Below are 17305 nucleotides of genomic sequence, written 5' to 3'. Positions count from 1 at the left end.
GTCAGAAAATTTGTTTTAAGTCGTTTTTCGTCACTTTACCCATGGCATTACGGGGCAGTTCGGTCACAATCCGATAATGGCGCGGTACTTTGTAAGCAGGCATTCGGGTGCGCATCCACTGGTTCAGGTCGGTTAGGTCAATCGGCTCTTTGGTCACCAGTACCGCGCCCACAATTTCGCCCCATTCTTCGTCGGGCAGTCCGATAACACCGCAATCGCCGATGGCTGGATGCGTGCGTAATACCTCTTCGATTTCAAGCGCCGACAGCTTGTAGCCGCCTGACTTAATAATATCGACCGAGCTGCGTCCCAGAATTTTATAACTTCCTTCGTCAACCACCGCTACATCGCCCGTTCGGAACCAGCCATCTGGGGTAAAGGCCTCCTGAGTAGCCTGTGGCCGCTGCCAGTACTCGCGGAATACGGTCGGCCCTTTCACCTGAATTTCGCCAGGCTGGCCGTCGGCTACTGGATTATTTTCTTCATCTACCAGTCGAACACCAACGCCCGGTAGCGGCTGGCCAATATGCCCTGGCACCCGTTGCCCTCGATACGGATTGCTGATCGCCATACCAATTTCGGTCATACCATAGCGTTCCAGCAGCACATGACCACTGACCCGTTCCCACTTCTCCATGACCGTCACGGGCAAGGCTGCGGATCCAGAAACCATCAGCCGGAACGAGCGCATCGTGTTTGTCAGAGCCTGCTGCTCATTGGTCGGTAGCCCTTCCCAATAGGCAATCAGTTTGAAATAAATGGTCGGCACAGCCATAAACAGATTAATGGCTCCCTGCTGAAAGGCGTTGAAGACGGCTGCGGGCGAAAATTCTGGCAGAAACTCACAACAGGCGCCTGACCAGAGCGCACACCCGATTACGTTGACAATACCATGCACATGATGCAGGGGCAATACGCAAAGAATATGATCGCTTGGCTGCCATTCCCAGGCTTCGACGAGGGTTGTCATCTGCGCTTCCAGATTGGCGTGTGTGCTCACCACCCCTTTAGGCAGATTCGTTGTGCCACTGGTATACAGAATCATCGCGCCCCGCGCTGGGTCAACGTCGGGCAGTTCAACAGGCGGATTGCTTTCTGGATGAGTTAGCTCGATAAAACGCAGATTCTTAGCGTCAACAAGTGGTTGGAGAACAGACGTGTATCGGGCAGAGGCTACTATAATGCTGGCTGCCGTATCGTCGATCACATATTGCAGGGAGGCTGGCGGATACGTAATGCAGAGCGGCACCGCGATACCCCCGGCACGCCAGATGCCCCATTGCACTCGTACATAGTCGTACCCCGGCTCGACCATGAAGGCTACGCGTGCTTCGGCAAGATCGCTCTGGCCGTTGAGCAACTGCTGGCTAAACGCTGCCGAATCCTCCAGCAGTTGTTTGTACGTATATCCTTGACCGTTAGCCAGAATGGCCGTAGTGGATGAATGGCGATGAGCTTGCTGAATAAGATGAATCATAGACCCCAAAGTAGCGATTAGCAGCTTGTTACCCTATTAACCAGTGTTGGTTTGCCAAATGTATTGGCGATATACCTACAGAATCGTAAGTTACCCAAAAATGTCTATACTACTTTCTTCCACATGAAAGCTCTTCAACGATTGAGTCTGATTGGTTTGGTACTGACCGCTAGCGTCATACAGGCTTACGCAACCTGGTCGATCATACTTATTGATCCTCAAACCAAAGCCATTGGGATAGCGGGGGCCTCCTGTACGTACAGCGTTTATGGTATCGGGTCAATCGTGCCGGGGAAAGGGGCTGTTGTTGTGCAGGCCAGTGGAGCAGCCCGTACGCAGGCATGACGGATGATTATGGTTGATGCTCCACCCGAACAAATTCTGGAAGCGGGCGCGAAACTGGGTGGTGATAAGCGGTGTGGTGACAGAGGCCATACTTGAATTTGATTGTGTATGGCATCAATAATACAATAAACGCAGTAGAGGCTTTGCGGAAAAAACTAAATGACTGGAAACGTAAAAAATAAGCCAGTTGCATTCGTGGTCCGTTGCCTTCGGCGTCAGGGATTGTTATTATTGGAATGCGACTAATGACCATGAATGACGCCGAAGGCAACGGACCACAACTGACTAGTTCTTTATAATTCCCGAATCTGGATATTCCGGTACCAGACACGCTCTTTGGGGCTGTGGTTCTGAAGGGCGATTTTGCCTTTTGCATGGGGCGTTGCGTAAGGCCAGTTGGCAAACTTACTTTTGGCAACCAGTGCTTTCCAGTTGTCGGAACCGTATTCGTAATCGACCATTTTTTTGCCGTTCAGGAAGTGCTCCACATGGTTTTTGTTTACTACAATACGGCCTTTGTTCCACTCGCCCGGTGCTTTGGCTGCATTCATATCGGCCGGGGGAATCATGTCGTAGTTGGCACCGGTTAACTGCGTATCTTTCAACTTATAGGGTTTTCCGTCACCATCCAGATAGCCTTTGTCGTCAATCACCTGATACTCTGGCCCCGACATGTAGGTTGACTTAATTTCCGGGCTGTCGATGATTTTATACACCACACCACTGTTGCTGCCTTTGGGGATTTTGAATTCAAACTCCAGCTCAAAGTTTTCGTATTCCTTATCCGTAACGAGATCACCGCCCGTACCGTCGGGTGTCATGGCCCCATCTTCGACATACCAGCCAACAATCCCATCTTTATGGTAGCTGTGCCAGCCTTTTATCGTTTTTCCGTCAAATAACGAGGTCCATTTTGGGGGAAATGTGAAGGATAATGGACAAAAGAGTACGCTCAGAATCAGTAATCGTTTCATGGAGATTAGAATTTTTGAGATAAAGGTAACTGGAACAGTGGATTTTAACTACACGTCCGCACATCGTCTATCTTTGCCCGATGCGTAGAAAGAACGACATTTTATTGAAAAGCGCTTTTGAGGAAGCTTTTCCTGATTTATTACGATTTTTCTTTCCAGAGGCTGACGAGTTATTCGACATGAACCGAGGTTTTGAGTTCATGGACAAGGAGTTGAGCGAACTCTTTCCCGAACTGGAAAAGCAGGGTGGTTCCCGATTTGTAGATATGCTGGTCAAAGCCTGGCTGCTGGACGGTACTGAAGAATGGATTTTAGTACACCTGGAAATTCAGGGTGACGATACGCGTGGATTCGCTCATCGGATGTTGCAATACTGGTACCGTATTTATGATCGGTATGAAGTGGATATTGTTGCCCTGGCGGTGTTTACAGGTGGTAAAAATCAACCCCGACCGGATCAGTACCACAAACGGTTTTTAGGAACTGAGATCACGTACAAATACAACGCTTACCATATTCTCGATCATTCGGAAAGTGAGTTGATAGCAATGGCTAATCCGTTTGCGCTCATCGTTCTGGCGGCCCAGAAAGCTTTGTTGTTAGGCAAAATTCCTGAAAAAGAACTGGGGGAAGAACGACTGACCATTGCCAAAGCGTTGATTCAAAGCCAACGCTACGACAGCGAACAAATACAACGTTTTCTGTTCTTTTTGAAGACGTTTGTCTACATTGGAGATCCAGACATAAATCGTAACTTTGATAAGGAGATTGAACTGCTAACCGGAAGTCAGAAAGCTATGGGTATCATCGACACAATTAAAATGCTAGCCAGAGAAGAAGGCTTGGAAGAAGGATATGAGCAAAAAAGCATTGAAGTGGTCCGTAAACTGCTGCTTGCTGAGAAATTTACGGATGCAGAAGTCGCCAATTTCGCGAGTGTCTCAGACGAGTTTGTGCGAAGAGTAAAGAGCGAACTAAAAAAATAGCTATTAATCAAGTCATTTATAAATCTGAAAGCGCCCTCAACAGTAATCATTCACTGTTTTGGGCGCTTTCAGATTTTGGAGTATTCAGTCACTAGGTTGCCATGTCGCGGGTAGCGTCCAGGTCGTTGTATTTCCGGTCGAGCCCTTCGGTCGATTTCTGGTCGGAACGATCGGGTCCAGAAATCATATTTTGTGCCGCAATGCTACTTTCATCGGCCATTTCGCGGGGTAACTTTTCTGCTTCCCGGCCTTCTTCAGGCCGTTCGCCGGGTTGGTTCTGAGCTGGATCTTTGGCATTTACATCGTAGGGCCGAGCCGAATCACCCGTATCAGGAGCGTCTTCCATACCTTCCTCCGTACCCGGAACGGCTTTTGCTGCTTCGGCTATATCCTTATGAATCCCTTCGTATTGCGTACCCTTCTCTGCATTGGCCGACTTCGGTTCGGCCGGAGCCGCTACCGTAGCTGTGAATGTGCTCAATGGAGTAAGGCCATTCCGAATATCGGGAACGGCTGGCTTTGGGGTATCCGGTAAGTCAGGGATTTCAGGGCCGGGTGTGGGTGGAGTAGGGGGCGTTTCCGGAGGCACACCGGGCGTTGGTGGAATAGGCTGCGTTGGATCGGGTGTACCGGGTGTAGGCGGAACCATGTTCTGAATCCCGTTGCTGCTCAACGGTTGGCCTCCGCCAATATAATTCCAGCCTGCAAACGAATTGGTCGATGTGCTTTTCGAGTCCGAATTGGTCGAATTGTTGGGTTCGTCTTCCGATGGAAGGCCAGTTGCTATCGTTGAACCCGAATCCGGATTTCCCGTAATATCGGCAACAGCAATTGGATCATTCGGTAAGATGGCTTCATCGACACCTTCGCCTACGTGCAATGAGGCTTCCGAATTTTCGTACGTTTTTCCCCGCGATGGATCGCCCTGTACGGTTCGTTCTTCGTCGGAGCTATACCGATTACGAAGTTGTTCATCCACAACGTCATCGTCGGTATCACCAATAGGAGTCAGTTTACCGTCGACGAGTTTGACCATATTTGTTTCGCCCTGATCGGCACCGAACATCGCTTCTGCGTTTTCGTTCGACACCAGATTGGCCTGTTGAGCGCCATCGCTAAGGGCTGATGAATTTGAATTTTCCATGAGAACTGTGAACGTTTTAGGTTTAAAAAGAACTACTGGAAACGCAAAAGGTTTTCCGACAGGATTTACAGAATGAGCAGGATTATCCATTTATAAGCCAAAAATCCTGTTCATCCTGTAAATCCTGTCGGAAAAGAATCACAACAGCGCATCAAATAAAATCTCGGCGGGGTGCTGGGCCTTTCGGCCAGTTCCATCCTTGATCTGATGGCGGCAACTTGTACCGGCAGCCGAAATGATAGCCGTTTCAGCTTTTCGTACCGTAGGGAACAAGACTAACTCCCCGATTTGCATCGATAGTTCGTAATGTTCCGCTTCATACCCAAACGACCCGGCCATTCCGCAACAGCCGGATGGTATTAACTGTACGTTGTAATTGGCGGGTAAGGATAGCACCTTTTTTACCGGAACCATCGACGAGAGCGCTTTTTGATGGCAATGGCCGTGTACTTTCACCAGTCTGGCTTCTTCGGTAAATAAACTTTTGTTCACTCGTCCGGCGTCAACTTCCTGAGCCAGCCATTCCTCGAACAGAAAAACGTTTTTGGCAATGCGCTGGGCATCGGCTTTCAGTTCAGTAGGCACCAGATCAGGGTATTCGTCGCGGAAGGTTAGAATGGCCGAAGGTTCTAAGCCTATCAACGGCGTTTCGGCGGTTACCTGGTCTTTCAGCAGGGTCACGTTTCGAATAGCGAGCTTTCGAGCTTCATCAACCAGGCCTTTCGACAGGTAGGTTCGGCCACTCTCGGCATGGTCGGGAATTGTGACCGTATAGCCCAGTCGTTCCAGCAACTGAATCGCTTTCTGTCCAACTTCCACGTCGTTGTAATTGGTAAATTCATCGCAGAAAAAAAGGAGCGAGGAGTGAGGAGCGAGGAGTGAGGAGCGCTGGCGCAAGCTATTCGCGCTCCTCACTCCTCGCTCCTCACTCCTTTTCAAAAACCACTTCTTCAACGTCGTATCCGCTAAATGCGGCATGGTTCGGTCGGGGTGGAAACCGACCAGTTGGTTGGCTACCCGGCGAAGGGCAGGAGCGTTGTAAATGGCGTTGTAAGCCCAGGGAGCTAAACTAGCCAACGACATCATCTTCGTGAAGTTACCAACGAGTTTGGCCCGTAGCGGAACACCTTTCTCATGGTAATGCTGTTGTGTGAATTCGGCTTTCATGCGCGCCATATCGACACTCGACGGGCATTCGGCTTTGCAGCCTTTGCACGACAGGCACAAGTCGAGTACTTCTTTAGCTGCTTCGTAGTCCAGCTCAGTAGGGGCCGATTGATTACTGTAAAAATGCCGGAGAATATTGGCGCGGGCGCGGGTGGTATCGCGTTCCCGCCGGGTGGCCATGTAACTTGGGCACATGGTGCCGCCCGAAATTTCGGTTTTACGGCAGTCGCCGGAGCCAGAGCATTTTTCCGCCAGTTCGAGTAAACCGCCATCTTTCGAAAAGTCGAAAACGGTTTTGGGTTGCGAAATCACTACATCGGCTTCCGACCGCAACGACTCGTTCATCGGTGGCGGGTCGATGACTTTGCCGGGGTTGAAGGTGTTGTGGGGGTCCCAAAGGGTTTTGACCTCTTTGCACAACTGATAATTTTCTGGCCCCAGCATATAGGCAATGAATTCGCCCCGGAGCCGCCCGTCGCCATGCTCACCCGATAAAGAGCCACCATATTTTTTGACCAACTGCGCTGTATCCATCAGCAAGGCCCGGAAATTGGCGCGCCCTTCCGACGATTTCAGATTGATAAGTGGTAGAACGTGGATTTCACCCGCTCCGGCATGGGCCGAGTATTCGAGTTTCAGGCCGTGATTCTCCCAGGCCATCCGATCCAGTTCATCGATGTAGTCGGGCAGGTCACGAACATCAACGGCCGTATCTTCGATCACGTTGGCCGGTTTTGCGTCACCCGGAATATTGTACATGATGCTGAGTCCCGCTTTTCGCAGTGCCCAGGGCTTTTTTGTTTCTTCGTCGAACAGAATCGGATAGGTGTAGCCCAATCCCTTTTCTTTCAGCACATCAACAAACGCATTCGCTTTTTGGGTAACCCCTTCTTTGGTGTCATCGAAAAACTCGACCATCAGAATAGCCTTAGGATCTCCTTCGACAAACGCCCGGTTTTTGGTTTGCTCGATGTTGGTTTTGGTCAGTTGCAGGATGTAATCATCGACCAGTTCCGAGGCCGCACAATGATGCGCCAGTGCTACCAGATTGGCTTCCAGCGATTGGCGAATCGTTGAAAAGTGCGCGCAGACCAGGGCCGTTTCTTTAGGCGGCAACGGCAGCAGATTCAACTTCGCTTCGACAATAAAGCAGAGCGTTCCTTCTGACCCTGCAATGAGGTTGGCAAAGTTGAAGTACGGGGAGCAAGGCGCAGCGGGCTGGGTAATAAGGGAAGCCGAACTCACATTTTCCTGCTCCCTTCTCCCTTCTCCCTTCTCCCCGCTAAAAAAATTCAATAGCGCATCCAGCGCATACCCTGTATTTCGGCGGGTGACGGTTGGTTTTGGATAGCCTTCGCGAATGTGTTGCTGGACTTCGGGTTTGGAAAGCCAGTCGCGGAATTGTACGTAAATTCGTTGTTCGAGTGGGCTAACTACGTTTTCGCCCCGGCATTTCGCGTCGAACTGCTCCTGTGTCAATGGGCCAAATGTGACCTCCGCACCGTCGCTCAGAACGGCCCGAACTTCGAGCAGATGATCGCGGGTGGTGCCCCAGATGATGGAGTGAAGGCCACAGGAGTTGTTGCCGATCATTCCGCCGATCATAGCCCGGCTGGCGGTACTGGTTTCGGGACCGAACAGCAGACCATGTGGTTTCAGAAAGGCGTTCAGATCGTCGCGGATAACGCCAGGTTGTACACGTACCCATCGTTCGGCGGCATTGACCTCCTGAATGGTTCCGAAATATTTGGAAATATCGACCACGATGCCGCTGCCTACGACCTGACCGGCTAGTGAGGTTCCGGCGGCACGAGGAATCAAGCCCAACCCATGTTGCTGGGCGAATCGTAGCAGTCGTTTGATGTCGGCGACCGATCTGGGTAGGGCTACCGCGATAGGCATCTCCTGATAAACCGATGCATCCGTTGCGTAGAGTAAACGCTGGGCGGTGTGTTCGGGTGATTCATCGAAATAGAGGTCCCCTTCAAATGAAGGTTCCAGGGAGGCAAAAGGCGGTTTATGAGGAAGACGAAACATAGGTCAAATGTACGAATAAACTAAGTTCACTACTTCGGAACCAGTTTGTAAGCTCTCCAGACAAAGAAACCAACAAGCACGAACACGAAGCTGATCATGCACGGTATTGTCCAGCCAGAAAGCTGGTCATGATTGTAAAATTTAGCCCAAATCGATTGCCCCTGTATCAGCAGAAATAAGCTCACCACAAACAGCCGCAGGCTGGCAGTCATCAAACGGATATTTCCTAGCTGGCGGGCGACATTCTCCGAAGTACGTGGACCTGGAAAGTTCATGAAATCGGGATGGATTTTTTGAGAAACCCATAGCAGGCTGGTCGTAAATACAGCGATCACAGGTAGTATCAATAAGGTTGCCGGGCTACCCCATCGGTCAGGCTGGCCCTGTAGGTTGTAATGAATGGCTATTGGACTGGGGAGCCATACCGCACCAACTATGGAAAGGACTGTTAGAAGCGTAAGCAGCAATATGGTCAGCCAATTGGCCGTGCGTTCATAAGTAGTCATGTCTGTACGTATGGAGGGAATGGATGCATCGAAGGTAGGAAAGCATAGTGACTTATGGAATTGATCGCTTACCTGCATCCATCAGCAAACGACTACCACTATGACTTTCCGCCGAACATCTACACCCATTCGCGTTGACTTTACCCCCTTTGTCGATCTTGCCTTTTTACTGCTTACCTTCTTTATGCTGATCAAAACGGTGCAAAAGCCTGCTATCATGTCTACATCTATTCGTAATACCAAGAAGATTTTCTGTGCAGAGCATCCGAAACCAGATGCACACGTATTCCTTTTGGCCAACAATCGAATAGGTTTTCTGACGTATCGACCCGATGGCTCGAATGCGGAGTTTTTAGAAACCGATTACTCCGTTGAAGGCATCAGGAAGCAGCTACTGAGCATCAGCCTGAACCACGAGTATGGGGCTATCGTCCTGATTAAACCTACGAATCAGGCAACTTTCAAAAATATTGTTGACGTGCTGGACGAACTGCAAATTCTTGGGCATATCGGGTTTCATCTGGGGTACGATCTGACTGCCGACGAGAAGGCTATGCTGGAGAAATACAAACGATATAAAGCGGCTAACCCGTCAACTCCTGTATTGATGCAGATTCCTTTATATGCTAAAAGAATACCTATTATCTAATCGCTATGCTGACACGACGAATATCTGCTTCTCTTCACGTTGACTTTAAGCCTATTGTGAGTGTGGCTTTACTACTGATCGTATTCTTTGTTTGGTTGAAGGCGGCAACAAAGCCTGACATGATGGGCGTTACAGTACCCAAAGAATGCAGAAAGCTTGAGATCCAGCATACTCCAAAAAAAGTAGTTACTCTTTTCCTTCTGGCGAAAAACCAGATTGGTATTATGCAACATTGGCATGGTGATGACATGGTCGAACTGAGTCAGATCAGTTCTGAAACAGGCAATCTGTCGAAATTACTGGAAGGGTTGAAAAAAGCAGCTGACGGCGATATGGCTGTTAGGGTGAAGCCTACTCAGTTAGCTACAATGCGCAATGTAGCTGAAGCACTGGATGTGCTGAGAGAGGTAGATATTCCTTATTTGCCGATTACGACACTTACCGGATTTGAGCAGTGCGGGGTGACGTATTATGAGCAGCTGTTTACCCACAATCGAATAGGTAGCGGAACGTTGTTTCTGAAAATGGAGCCTTTTTACTGTTCAATAGAAGAGTAAGAAAAGCCATTCACTTCCCCCGATCAAAAACGCGCTTCAGGCGGCTACCGATAAAACTACCCACAAATGTCAGGATCATGGAACCGTACAAACCAAAATTCTGTAGCTCGATGTTAAAGGAATTGGTCGGGTGTTCGAGAACGAACGTGTAGACGAGCCAGATCGATGCTGCCTGGACAATGGCCAGAAACCAGCCTTTACGGGGTTCCAGAAACCCCAAACCCGTAGCCAGAAGGGTTGCGACCAGGTAAGGAAGATGGGCCGCTATGGCAACGCGAATGCAATACAGAAGAAAAGCGCTCCCGATCAGCGTCAGGAGGATGTTCAGGAGGAGTCGGCGGTCGAAAAAAGAAGCGTTCATTCGTAATGAAAAATGTAGACTGAATAATGGACAATGCACCTCAGACATTGTTCATTATTCAGTCTACATTTTTCATTGCTTACTGGTTCACATATACACTGCCTGCCGAAGCCGAAAGTGTAACGGGGATGCCACCACCATTGAGCGTACCTTTAATGTGGTTCCGGTCTGTGTCGCCACTGAAGTTGCTCAGCGGGATTTTGATGTGGTTGCCACTCAGGTTTAAGCTGATGCCTTTATCAAGAGGCATTCTGACGCGAACGCTACCAGCGCTGGTCGACAGACGAATGGGGCCCGTCAGTTTGCTGATGCTTACGTCAACCCCACCGGCGCTGGTGCTGGCGTCGATGCTGCCCACGATGTTGTCCAGGCGAACCGAGCCGCCCGATGTACCCGCTTTGATGTCGCCTTCAATATCTTCGCCATTCACGCTACCACCACTGGTTTGGGCATCGATAGGACCTTTCAGATTGGTCAGGCGAATGCTACCGCCTGAGGTATGCAGCCGCATTTTGCCCGATGATGATTTGGCTTCGATGGAGCCGCCCGAGGTTTGCAGGTCGATTTCACCGGAGCCGTTTGCCTGACAACCGTCCAGATGAATGCTGCCGCCCGAGGTTTGGCCGTTGATGTCGCCATCCACATCACTCATGTGCAGGCTACCTCCACTGGTACGGAATTTCTGTGTGCCGGTCAGGGCTGCCAGGTGAATGCTGCCCCCGGAAGTGCGCAGGTCGGTAGCGATATTACGGGGCGTGTAGAATTTGAAGCCAATGCTGAGCGAGCGTTTCCAGTCGCGGTCGTTGTTCCGGCGTTTGGCAGTGGCCACTACTGTGTTGCCTTCCTGCGTAATCGAGATGTCGTAATCTCTGAGCCGCTCCTCAATTTCTGACTTGTCCAGATTGCCGTTGCCGTTATTGCCCCGTACATACATCTCCACTTTTACCTCTTTTCCTGAGCCGCCCTCTACGGTCAGGCTACCGCCTGAGGTTTCGGCCCGAACGGTGTTGATATTGCCCGAAAAGGTTTTGGTCTGGTAAGGGGGTTGGTCGTCGGAAGGGCGATTGGCAAGGGTTGTCAGCGAGAGGGTTGCTACGCCGAGGAGTGTTAAGAAGAATTGATTCCGTTTCATACGATTGGTTTTGATTTCGATGTACCAAAGATGCGGTTTTGCTTACGAAGGTTGCATTAGCGTTTGTTGTTACCTGTCGGGCAGTAGCCATACGGGTAAGAATGGATTGGCAAGGGGTGTGCCAGTTTAGGTAAGTTGTTGATTTTTAGTGCATTGATTGCAAGGAGGGTATTTCGCCTGTCCGTCTGCGGACAGATGGCTGTTCATTGGCGGACAGGTATGACGCTTTACCAAGATCCATAGTATTTCGTTAGGTCATTAATTGGCACATAATAAAGTGCCGTAAATTGCAAAATGGTACTATTGCTAGTTATTTATACGGATCTGTAGCGCTGAATACTGTTTATAAGTCAGGTAATTATCTTGAAAAAATACTTAGTTGATTGATTGAATTTTTAGGCTGTTTTGGGTTTTATTTTGAAATAATCAAAGAATTTGAAATAATATTTTAAATATTCAATAATATATTAGAATAAAATTGTGAATAAATATTTTAATTAAAAATATAGTATTGATTTTATGTTTTTATTGGAATTATATTTGGATTAAAAATAGCCTGACAACAGGTTGTTCGGTTGCATGCCTGGCCAGCATCAGTAAGTCTCTAAGTACAACAACGAGGAAGGGCGTGGTACCTGCCTTGCTCAGATTTCTTTCTTCGTAATAAAGCGCCTGTTCTTTTTCCATTAGCACCAGTCAGTCACTGGCGTAGGTGTTCTTTTTAACCTAATCATGGAGTGAAATGCAGCACAAACAACTACTTCTTATCGTACTTTTTGCCTTTTTTATCCCCCTTCAGCTTTGGGCACAGGGCCGGGTTATAAAAGGTACGGTCACGTCCGGCGAAGATAACTCAGGCCTTCCCGGTGTAAACGTAGTGATCAAAGGCACCACCATTGGGGCATCAACAAACGCAGAAGGAACGTATTCCATTGCCATCCCCGACAATCTGTTCAAAAATGCGGTACTGATTTATTCATTTATCGGCATGAAAACAGCCGAGGTAACCGTTGGCAATCAGACATCTATATCGGTTCGGTTACAGCACGACGAAACCTCGCTCGATGAAGTGATTGTGAGTGCGTTAGGGTTTAAAGAGAATGCGGATAAACGAGGAGCTACAGCCTCCAAAATTGAAGCGAAAGACATCGTTCGCTCGGGCGAAACGGGGGTAATCAACGGGATGTCGGGTAAAGCGGCTGGCGTTCAGATTACGAAATCGGCGGGTGACCCAGGAGCTGGTTCCTACATCCAGATTCGGGGACAGAACACCATTACGGGCTCGACGCAGCCACTGGTTATTGTAGATGGTATTCCCATCAGCAACTCGACACTGGGCGACGGGGCTGCCGGGGTAACCCAGCAGTCGCGTCTGAACGATATTAACCCCGAAGACATTGCATCGATGCAGATTCTGAAAGGGGCTTCGGCAGCGGCTTTGTGGGGCTCACGGGCTGCCAATGGGGTGATTGTGATCACAACCAAAAAAGGCGCCAACAGCGATAAGGTCAATATCTCGTTTAGCTCTACCGTTTCGTTCGATAAACCTAATTTGCTGCATCCGTTGCAAAGCAATTATGGTCAGGGATCGGATGGCGTTTATAACCCGACCGTTGCCAATTCGTGGGGTGATAAAATTGCCAATCGGGCCGGGGGCGACGATGTTGTCAATATGAACGGGGCTCGTTTTGAGGCTTATAGTGGCAAGACGTATTACCCCATTATCACCAAAAATTCGAAGGAAACCTACAACGACATACGGAAAGACGCCGTTTTCAGAACGGGTACGTATGTCGATAATAACCTGTCGATCAGTGGCGGAAACGAAAAAGGGAATTTCTACCTGAGCTTTGGCGATCTGCGTCAGAAAGGGATTATCAACGGGCAAAGCGATTATAATCGGACTACGCTCCGGTTTAACTCCGAACGTCGGTTCAACGATGTTATAAAATCATCGACCAACGCCACTTATGCCCGAACGACCTCGAACCGGATTCAACGGAGTAACAGCGTAAACGGTCTGTACATTGGCTACCTGCGTACCCCTACCGATTTCGATAGTCGCGATTATAAAGGGAATTACTTTGCGTCGCCAACGGCCAGTGCGATACCGAACCGGCAGCGGGCGTACCGAAATTACCTGGGTGCTCTGGCTAATCCAATCTATAACGACCCGTTGTGGGCGATCAATGAATTGACCAACTTTTCAGAGGTTGATCGGTTCATTATGAGTTCAGAACTGCTCATTACACCCGCCACCTGGTTCGACGTTACGGTACGGGGCGGTATTGATGCCAACACCGATCACCGCATTACGAACTATCCGGTAAACTCGGCCTCCAACAGTGGTTTGGGAAGTTATGAGGAGAATATCTATAAAGAATCGGAGATGAACGGTGACCTGATTGGCCGGATATTCAAGGATTTTGGCAAGAATATTACGAGTACGCTCATTGTAGGCTTTAATATCAACGACCGGAAATACCTCAATCTGGGTGGCACTATGAACACGTTCATCATTCCAGATGCACCCGCTAATTTTGGTAACTCGCTGGTCTCGAACGACGCGCCCTATCGGACAACCACGCACCGCCGGATGGCCCGCCTGTATTCGACCCTGAACCTGGGTTTTTATAATCAGCTCTATGTCAATGCATCGCTGGCAGGGGAATCCGGCTCAACCTTTGGTAGTCAGACAAAATCGACGTTCTACTATCCATCGGCCGATGTGGCCTGGCAGTTTACGCAACTTCCTGCGTTTCGCGACAGCCCTGTTCTATCGTTCGGTAAACTGCGGGCTTCTTACGGTACGGTGGGCGTGCAACCCGATGCCTATCGGAACACCACAACGTACGTAAATGCCTCGTTCAGCAGTTGGGCCAATACGCTCAGTGGTGCTGGCTATGGCAATGGCGCGTATGTGCGCAGTGCTACTCAGGGCGACCCTTTTCTGCAACCCGAACGGAAAACCGAATGGGAAGTGGGTACGGATCTTCGTTTCCTGAACAACCGCCTGACGGCTGGTTTCACCTATTACCAGAACGAGATTACCAACCTGTTGCTCAATGTAGCGGTGGCCGGGTCGACGGGCTATACCTCCAAATACACCAACGCCGGGTCGATGACCAACAAGGGCTGGGAAGTAGAATTTAATTACAACCTGCTGAATAAGAGTGGTTTTAATTGGAATGTATTCGGAAACCTGAGCCGAAACATAAACCGGGTAACGAACCTGGCCGGAACGGACATTATTACGTTAGGAGGATTCAGTACAACCGCCAGTACCGTTGCGAAAGTGGGCTATGCCATGTCGGCACTCTATGGAGGGACCTATCTCCGGAAAGATGATGGCTCGCTTAACCTGAACGCCAATGGGTTCCCGCAGGTGGCCTCGCAGTTCGGCGTGATTGGTGATCCAAACCCGGATTATCGGGGAGGCTTCGGCACGAATCTGACGTACAAGAAAATCTCGCTGAATGTACTTTTTGAGACATTCCAGGGTGGTGATTTCTACAATGGTACCCGAGGAACGCTCTACAACTTTGGTACCCATGCCGATGTCGGTAATGAGGTGACGCTGACTCAGGACCTGAAAAATTACGCGGGTAAAACGATTGCTGCTGGCAGCACCGTTCGGGGTAATATCAAAGACTTTGGCGCGGGGCCTGTACTGCTCGATCAATCGTATTACACATCCATTGGGGGCGGTTTCAGTACACTCGTCGAGCAGTTTATCACCGATGCCAGCTGGACCCGTATCCGTGAGCTTTCGTTGGGGTACTCTATTAGCTCGCCCAAGTTCCGCCAGAAGAGCAAGTTGCAGTCGATCGATATTACCGTAACGGGCCGAAATCCGGTACTGTGGACAAAGATGGTGGGGATCGATCCCGAAACGGCACTCAATGGAGCCAGCAACTCGCGCGGACAGGATTACTTCAACAGCCCGAACACGAAGTCATTGCTGTTCAGTATAAAAATCAACTACTAATTAAATGGATAATGGATAATGCACAATGTACAATGAGGTCTCAGGCTAACCACCATTATTCATTATCCATTATCCATTATCCATTATCCAGTATGCACTAACCATTGAAATCTTCATGAAACGACTCTATAGATCAGTTTTCGCCCTTGTGTTTGGTCTTCAGCTATTCGCCTGCTCGTCGATTGTTGAGAATCTGAACGTAGACCCAAACAACCCTACTAAATCGACCGCCAGTCTGTTGCTGACCGGGACTGAGATTGCCAACATGGCTACGCAGGAGGGTATGGCTAGCCGATTGACAACCATCTGGTCGGGTTACGCGTCCGGGGCCGACAGGCAATGGCTGGATTATTATAATTACAACGTGTCGGCCGGGATTTACGATGGCGACTGGAATCTGGTATATCAGGCCACTAATGCCAATGCGCTGCTGACCATTGGGCAGGCAACGGCACTGGGTAATCGTAAAATGGTTGCGATTGCTAAAATTCTGCGGGCCAATGCACTGGCTACGGGGACGGAATTGTGGGGTGATATTCCCTTCGATCAGGCGGGCGATAATACAAAGTATCCGAACCCAGCTTTTGAAGCCCAGCCAACCGTGTATACCAAACTCCTGGCTTCGCTGGATGAGGCCATTACCGATCTGAAATCGGGTGTCGGGACGGTGACGACCGAAGACATTCACTTTGGGGGCGATGCCACAAAATGGACGCAGGTGGCCTACACGCTGAAAGCGCGTCTGTTGACCGATCTGAAGAAGTATGACGAAGCCTATATAGCCGCTCAAAGCGGGATCAGTGTATTTGCCAATTCGTTATATGCGCCACATGGCAACACCGCCAACGTAAACCAGAACCAATACTGGTCTTTTCTGGCTAGTTCACGGACAGGTGATATAAACGCGGTGGGCGCTTATAACACGACGTTGCTCAATCCGACAAGTGCCCGCTACAGAGGAAACTCGAAAACAATTGAGACAGCCCGGTTCAAGTTTTATTACCTGGAAGTCGGCGTCAACAGCCCTGGCAAAATGGAACCGAACACAACGGGTACAACGGGTTTCTTCGCGCAGAGTGCCAGTTTCCCGCTGGTTACGTATCAGGAGAATAGCCTGACATTGGCCGAGGCCGCCTTGCGTTCGGGTAAAGGGTTTGATGTGGCCCTGGGTCATTTGAATGCATACCGGGCCTGGTTGAACACGGGTGGTAACATCAACGCGGCTTATCTAACGGCGGGTTCCTACAAATATGAGCCGTACGTAGCGGCTGATTTTGCGGCTGGCGGGATTGAAAATGCTGATGGTATTACAGCCAATAACGCGTTGCTACGCGAAATTTTGCAGGAACGGTACGTTTCCTTTTACGGGCAGCATATTGGCTGGAACGATGAACGCCGGACTCGGACCGAAGCGTATGGGATCAAGCTGACGCCGAATAGTGGTACCCAACTGCCTTGGCGGTTTATCTACCCGCAAAATGAGATCAACTCGAACCCAAGTACACCGAAGCCTGTACCCGCTACGTTTGAGGCCTTGGCGATTTATAAGTAGTTTATAGGGTGTGGTGAACCAAATACCGTAGACCCGAAAAAAGGGCCAGTCAAGCTGACTGGCCCTTTCTGATTCATCATTCTATTAGCAACTTATCAGGTTATCTTATCGGCTCATCAGCAGGTTTCGCTGTTTAGCCAGATCTTCTTTTTTAACGAAGGTGATCGGTACAAACTCATCCGTTGGTGAGCCAATGTAATAGAGTGTCCAATCCTGGTCATACGTAGAGAGCAACTGTCGGATGCATTCGACTCGGTCGAAGGTGGGCACCAGGCAATCGCTCCAATAGAACAGTTCGACCCGGTAATGCAGTGCCTGCTTCTGTCCATTGATGGTCACGTCGATTTCGATTTCCTGCTTCCCAGGCATCGAAGAAATAGGTATAGCGATGTATGACATAGTGTTAGGAAAAGGAATTTGATTGAAATGT

At 49.6% G+C, this 17305-nt stretch carries 14 protein-coding genes; 6 read left to right on the top strand and 8 right to left on the bottom strand.

Annotated elements, in window-relative coordinates; translation table 11 throughout:
* Position 1: 1 nt before the first annotated feature.
* Entirely contained in the window at positions 2–1477 is a 1476-nt protein-coding gene (locus BGO59_RS28590) for an acyl-CoA synthetase (RefSeq protein WP_293689542.1), read from the bottom strand.
* Between the two features lie 123 nt (positions 1478–1600).
* On the opposite strand from BGO59_RS28590, the gene BGO59_RS28585 reads away from it, so the two are divergent.
* Complete coding sequence (locus tag BGO59_RS28585; RefSeq protein ID WP_293689539.1) at positions 1601–1822, top strand: hypothetical protein; 222 nt, start codon at positions 1601–1603, stop codon at positions 1820–1822.
* A gap of 293 nt (positions 1823–2115) precedes the next feature.
* On the opposite strand, the gene BGO59_RS28580 is transcribed toward BGO59_RS28585, so the two are convergent.
* Positions 2116–2796, bottom strand: coding sequence for a DUF1080 domain-containing protein (locus BGO59_RS28580; RefSeq protein ID WP_293689536.1), 681 nt, complete (start codon positions 2794–2796; stop codon positions 2116–2118).
* Between the two features lie 80 nt (positions 2797–2876).
* On the opposite strand from BGO59_RS28580, the gene BGO59_RS28575 reads away from it, so the two are divergent.
* Complete coding sequence (locus tag BGO59_RS28575; protein ID WP_293689533.1) at positions 2877–3782, top strand: hypothetical protein; 906 nt, start codon at positions 2877–2879, stop codon at positions 3780–3782.
* A 91-nt stretch (positions 3783–3873) separates the two neighbouring features.
* On the opposite strand, the gene BGO59_RS28570 is transcribed toward BGO59_RS28575, so the two are convergent.
* From BGO59_RS28570 to BGO59_RS28560, 3 genes are all read right to left on the bottom strand, one after another.
* On the bottom strand, positions 3874–4926 hold the full coding sequence (locus BGO59_RS28570; protein ID WP_293689530.1) for a hypothetical protein: 1053 nt from the start codon (positions 4924–4926) through the stop codon (positions 3874–3876).
* A gap of 138 nt (positions 4927–5064) precedes the next feature.
* Complete coding sequence (locus BGO59_RS28565) at positions 5065–8130, bottom strand: FAD-binding and (Fe-S)-binding domain-containing protein (protein ID WP_293689528.1); 3066 nt, start codon at positions 8128–8130, stop codon at positions 5065–5067.
* Positions 8131–8159: 29 nt separating this feature from the next.
* On the bottom strand, positions 8160–8636 hold the full coding sequence (locus BGO59_RS28560) for a DUF1648 domain-containing protein (RefSeq protein ID WP_293689526.1): 477 nt from the start codon (positions 8634–8636) through the stop codon (positions 8160–8162).
* 100 nt (positions 8637–8736) lie between these two features.
* Here BGO59_RS28560 and BGO59_RS28555 point away from each other — a divergent pair, with 100 nt between their 5' ends.
* Both BGO59_RS28555 and BGO59_RS28550 read left to right on the top strand, forming a co-directional pair.
* Positions 8737–9285 carry a biopolymer transporter ExbD gene (locus BGO59_RS28555; protein WP_293689524.1) on the top strand — a complete coding sequence of 183 codons (549 nt, stop codon included), beginning with the start codon at positions 8737–8739 and terminating at the stop codon, positions 9283–9285.
* A gap of 5 nt (positions 9286–9290) precedes the next feature.
* On the top strand, positions 9291–9842 hold the full coding sequence (locus tag BGO59_RS28550; RefSeq protein WP_293689521.1) for a biopolymer transporter ExbD: 552 nt from the start codon (positions 9291–9293) through the stop codon (positions 9840–9842).
* 10 nt (positions 9843–9852) lie between these two features.
* Here the strand turns inward: BGO59_RS28550 and BGO59_RS28545 are convergent, their stop codons facing one another.
* The gene (locus BGO59_RS28545) at positions 9853–10203 is read right to left on the bottom strand and encodes a hypothetical protein (protein WP_293689518.1); all 351 of its coding nucleotides are present in this window, start codon (positions 10201–10203) and stop codon (positions 9853–9855) included.
* Positions 10204–10282: 79 nt separating this feature from the next.
* Positions 10283–11335, bottom strand: a complete 1053-nt coding sequence (locus tag BGO59_RS28540; RefSeq protein WP_293689515.1) for a DUF4097 family beta strand repeat-containing protein — start codon at positions 11333–11335, stop codon at positions 10283–10285.
* Between the two features lie 742 nt (positions 11336–12077).
* Here BGO59_RS28540 and BGO59_RS28535 point away from each other — a divergent pair.
* Both BGO59_RS28535 and BGO59_RS28530 read left to right on the top strand, forming a co-directional pair.
* The gene (locus tag BGO59_RS28535) at positions 12078–15323 is read left to right on the top strand and encodes a SusC/RagA family TonB-linked outer membrane protein (RefSeq protein ID WP_293689512.1); all 3246 of its coding nucleotides are present in this window, start codon (positions 12078–12080) and stop codon (positions 15321–15323) included.
* Between the two features lie 115 nt (positions 15324–15438).
* Positions 15439–16875 carry a SusD/RagB family nutrient-binding outer membrane lipoprotein gene (locus tag BGO59_RS28530; protein WP_293689509.1) on the top strand — a complete coding sequence of 479 codons (1437 nt, stop codon included), beginning with the start codon at positions 15439–15441 and terminating at the stop codon, positions 16873–16875.
* A 105-nt stretch (positions 16876–16980) separates the two neighbouring features.
* Here the strand turns inward: BGO59_RS28530 and BGO59_RS28525 are convergent, their stop codons facing one another.
* On the bottom strand, positions 16981–17274 hold the full coding sequence (locus BGO59_RS28525; RefSeq protein WP_293689506.1) for a hypothetical protein: 294 nt from the start codon (positions 17272–17274) through the stop codon (positions 16981–16983).
* Positions 17275–17305 lie beyond the last annotated feature (31 nt).

It is taken from the genome of Spirosoma sp. 48-14, from assembly GCF_001898575.1.
Classification (GTDB): Bacteria; Bacteroidota; Bacteroidia; order Cytophagales; family Spirosomataceae; genus Spirosoma.
Note: the sequence above shows the minus strand (reverse complement) of the source record. Positions and strands in the feature narration are given on the sequence as shown.

What these genes read in the sequence shown, in the direction of transcription:
- BGO59_RS28575 (WP_293689533.1), top strand. Translation starts at nt 2,877, where the DNA reads ATGCGTAGAAAGAACGACATTTTATTGAAAAGCGCTTTTGAGGAAGCT.
- BGO59_RS28540 (WP_293689515.1), bottom strand. Translation starts at nt 11,335, where the DNA reads ATGAAACGGAATCAATTCTTCTTAACACTCCTCGGCGTAGCAACCCTC.
- BGO59_RS28590 (WP_293689542.1), bottom strand. Translation starts at nt 1,477, where the DNA reads ATGATTCATCTTATTCAGCAAGCTCATCGCCATTCATCCACTACGGCC.
- BGO59_RS28570 (WP_293689530.1), bottom strand. Translation starts at nt 4,926, where the DNA reads ATGGAAAATTCAAATTCATCAGCCCTTAGCGATGGCGCTCAACAGGCC.
- BGO59_RS28545 (WP_293689518.1), bottom strand. Translation starts at nt 10,203, where the DNA reads ATGAACGCTTCTTTTTTCGACCGCCGACTCCTCCTGAACATCCTCCTG.
- BGO59_RS28555 (WP_293689524.1), top strand. Translation starts at nt 8,737, where the DNA reads ATGACTTTCCGCCGAACATCTACACCCATTCGCGTTGACTTTACCCCC.
- BGO59_RS28560 (WP_293689526.1), bottom strand. Translation starts at nt 8,636, where the DNA reads ATGACTACTTATGAACGCACGGCCAATTGGCTGACCATATTGCTGCTT.
- BGO59_RS28580 (WP_293689536.1), bottom strand. Translation starts at nt 2,796, where the DNA reads ATGAAACGATTACTGATTCTGAGCGTACTCTTTTGTCCATTATCCTTC.
- BGO59_RS28550 (WP_293689521.1), top strand. Translation starts at nt 9,291, where the DNA reads ATGCTGACACGACGAATATCTGCTTCTCTTCACGTTGACTTTAAGCCT.
- BGO59_RS28525 (WP_293689506.1), bottom strand. Translation starts at nt 17,274, where the DNA reads ATGTCATACATCGCTATACCTATTTCTTCGATGCCTGGGAAGCAGGAA.
- BGO59_RS28530 (WP_293689509.1), top strand. Translation starts at nt 15,439, where the DNA reads ATGAAACGACTCTATAGATCAGTTTTCGCCCTTGTGTTTGGTCTTCAG.
- BGO59_RS28585 (WP_293689539.1), top strand. Translation starts at nt 1,601, where the DNA reads ATGAAAGCTCTTCAACGATTGAGTCTGATTGGTTTGGTACTGACCGCT.
- BGO59_RS28535 (WP_293689512.1), top strand. Translation starts at nt 12,078, where the DNA reads ATGCAGCACAAACAACTACTTCTTATCGTACTTTTTGCCTTTTTTATC.
- BGO59_RS28565 (WP_293689528.1), bottom strand. Translation starts at nt 8,130, where the DNA reads ATGTTTCGTCTTCCTCATAAACCGCCTTTTGCCTCCCTGGAACCTTCA.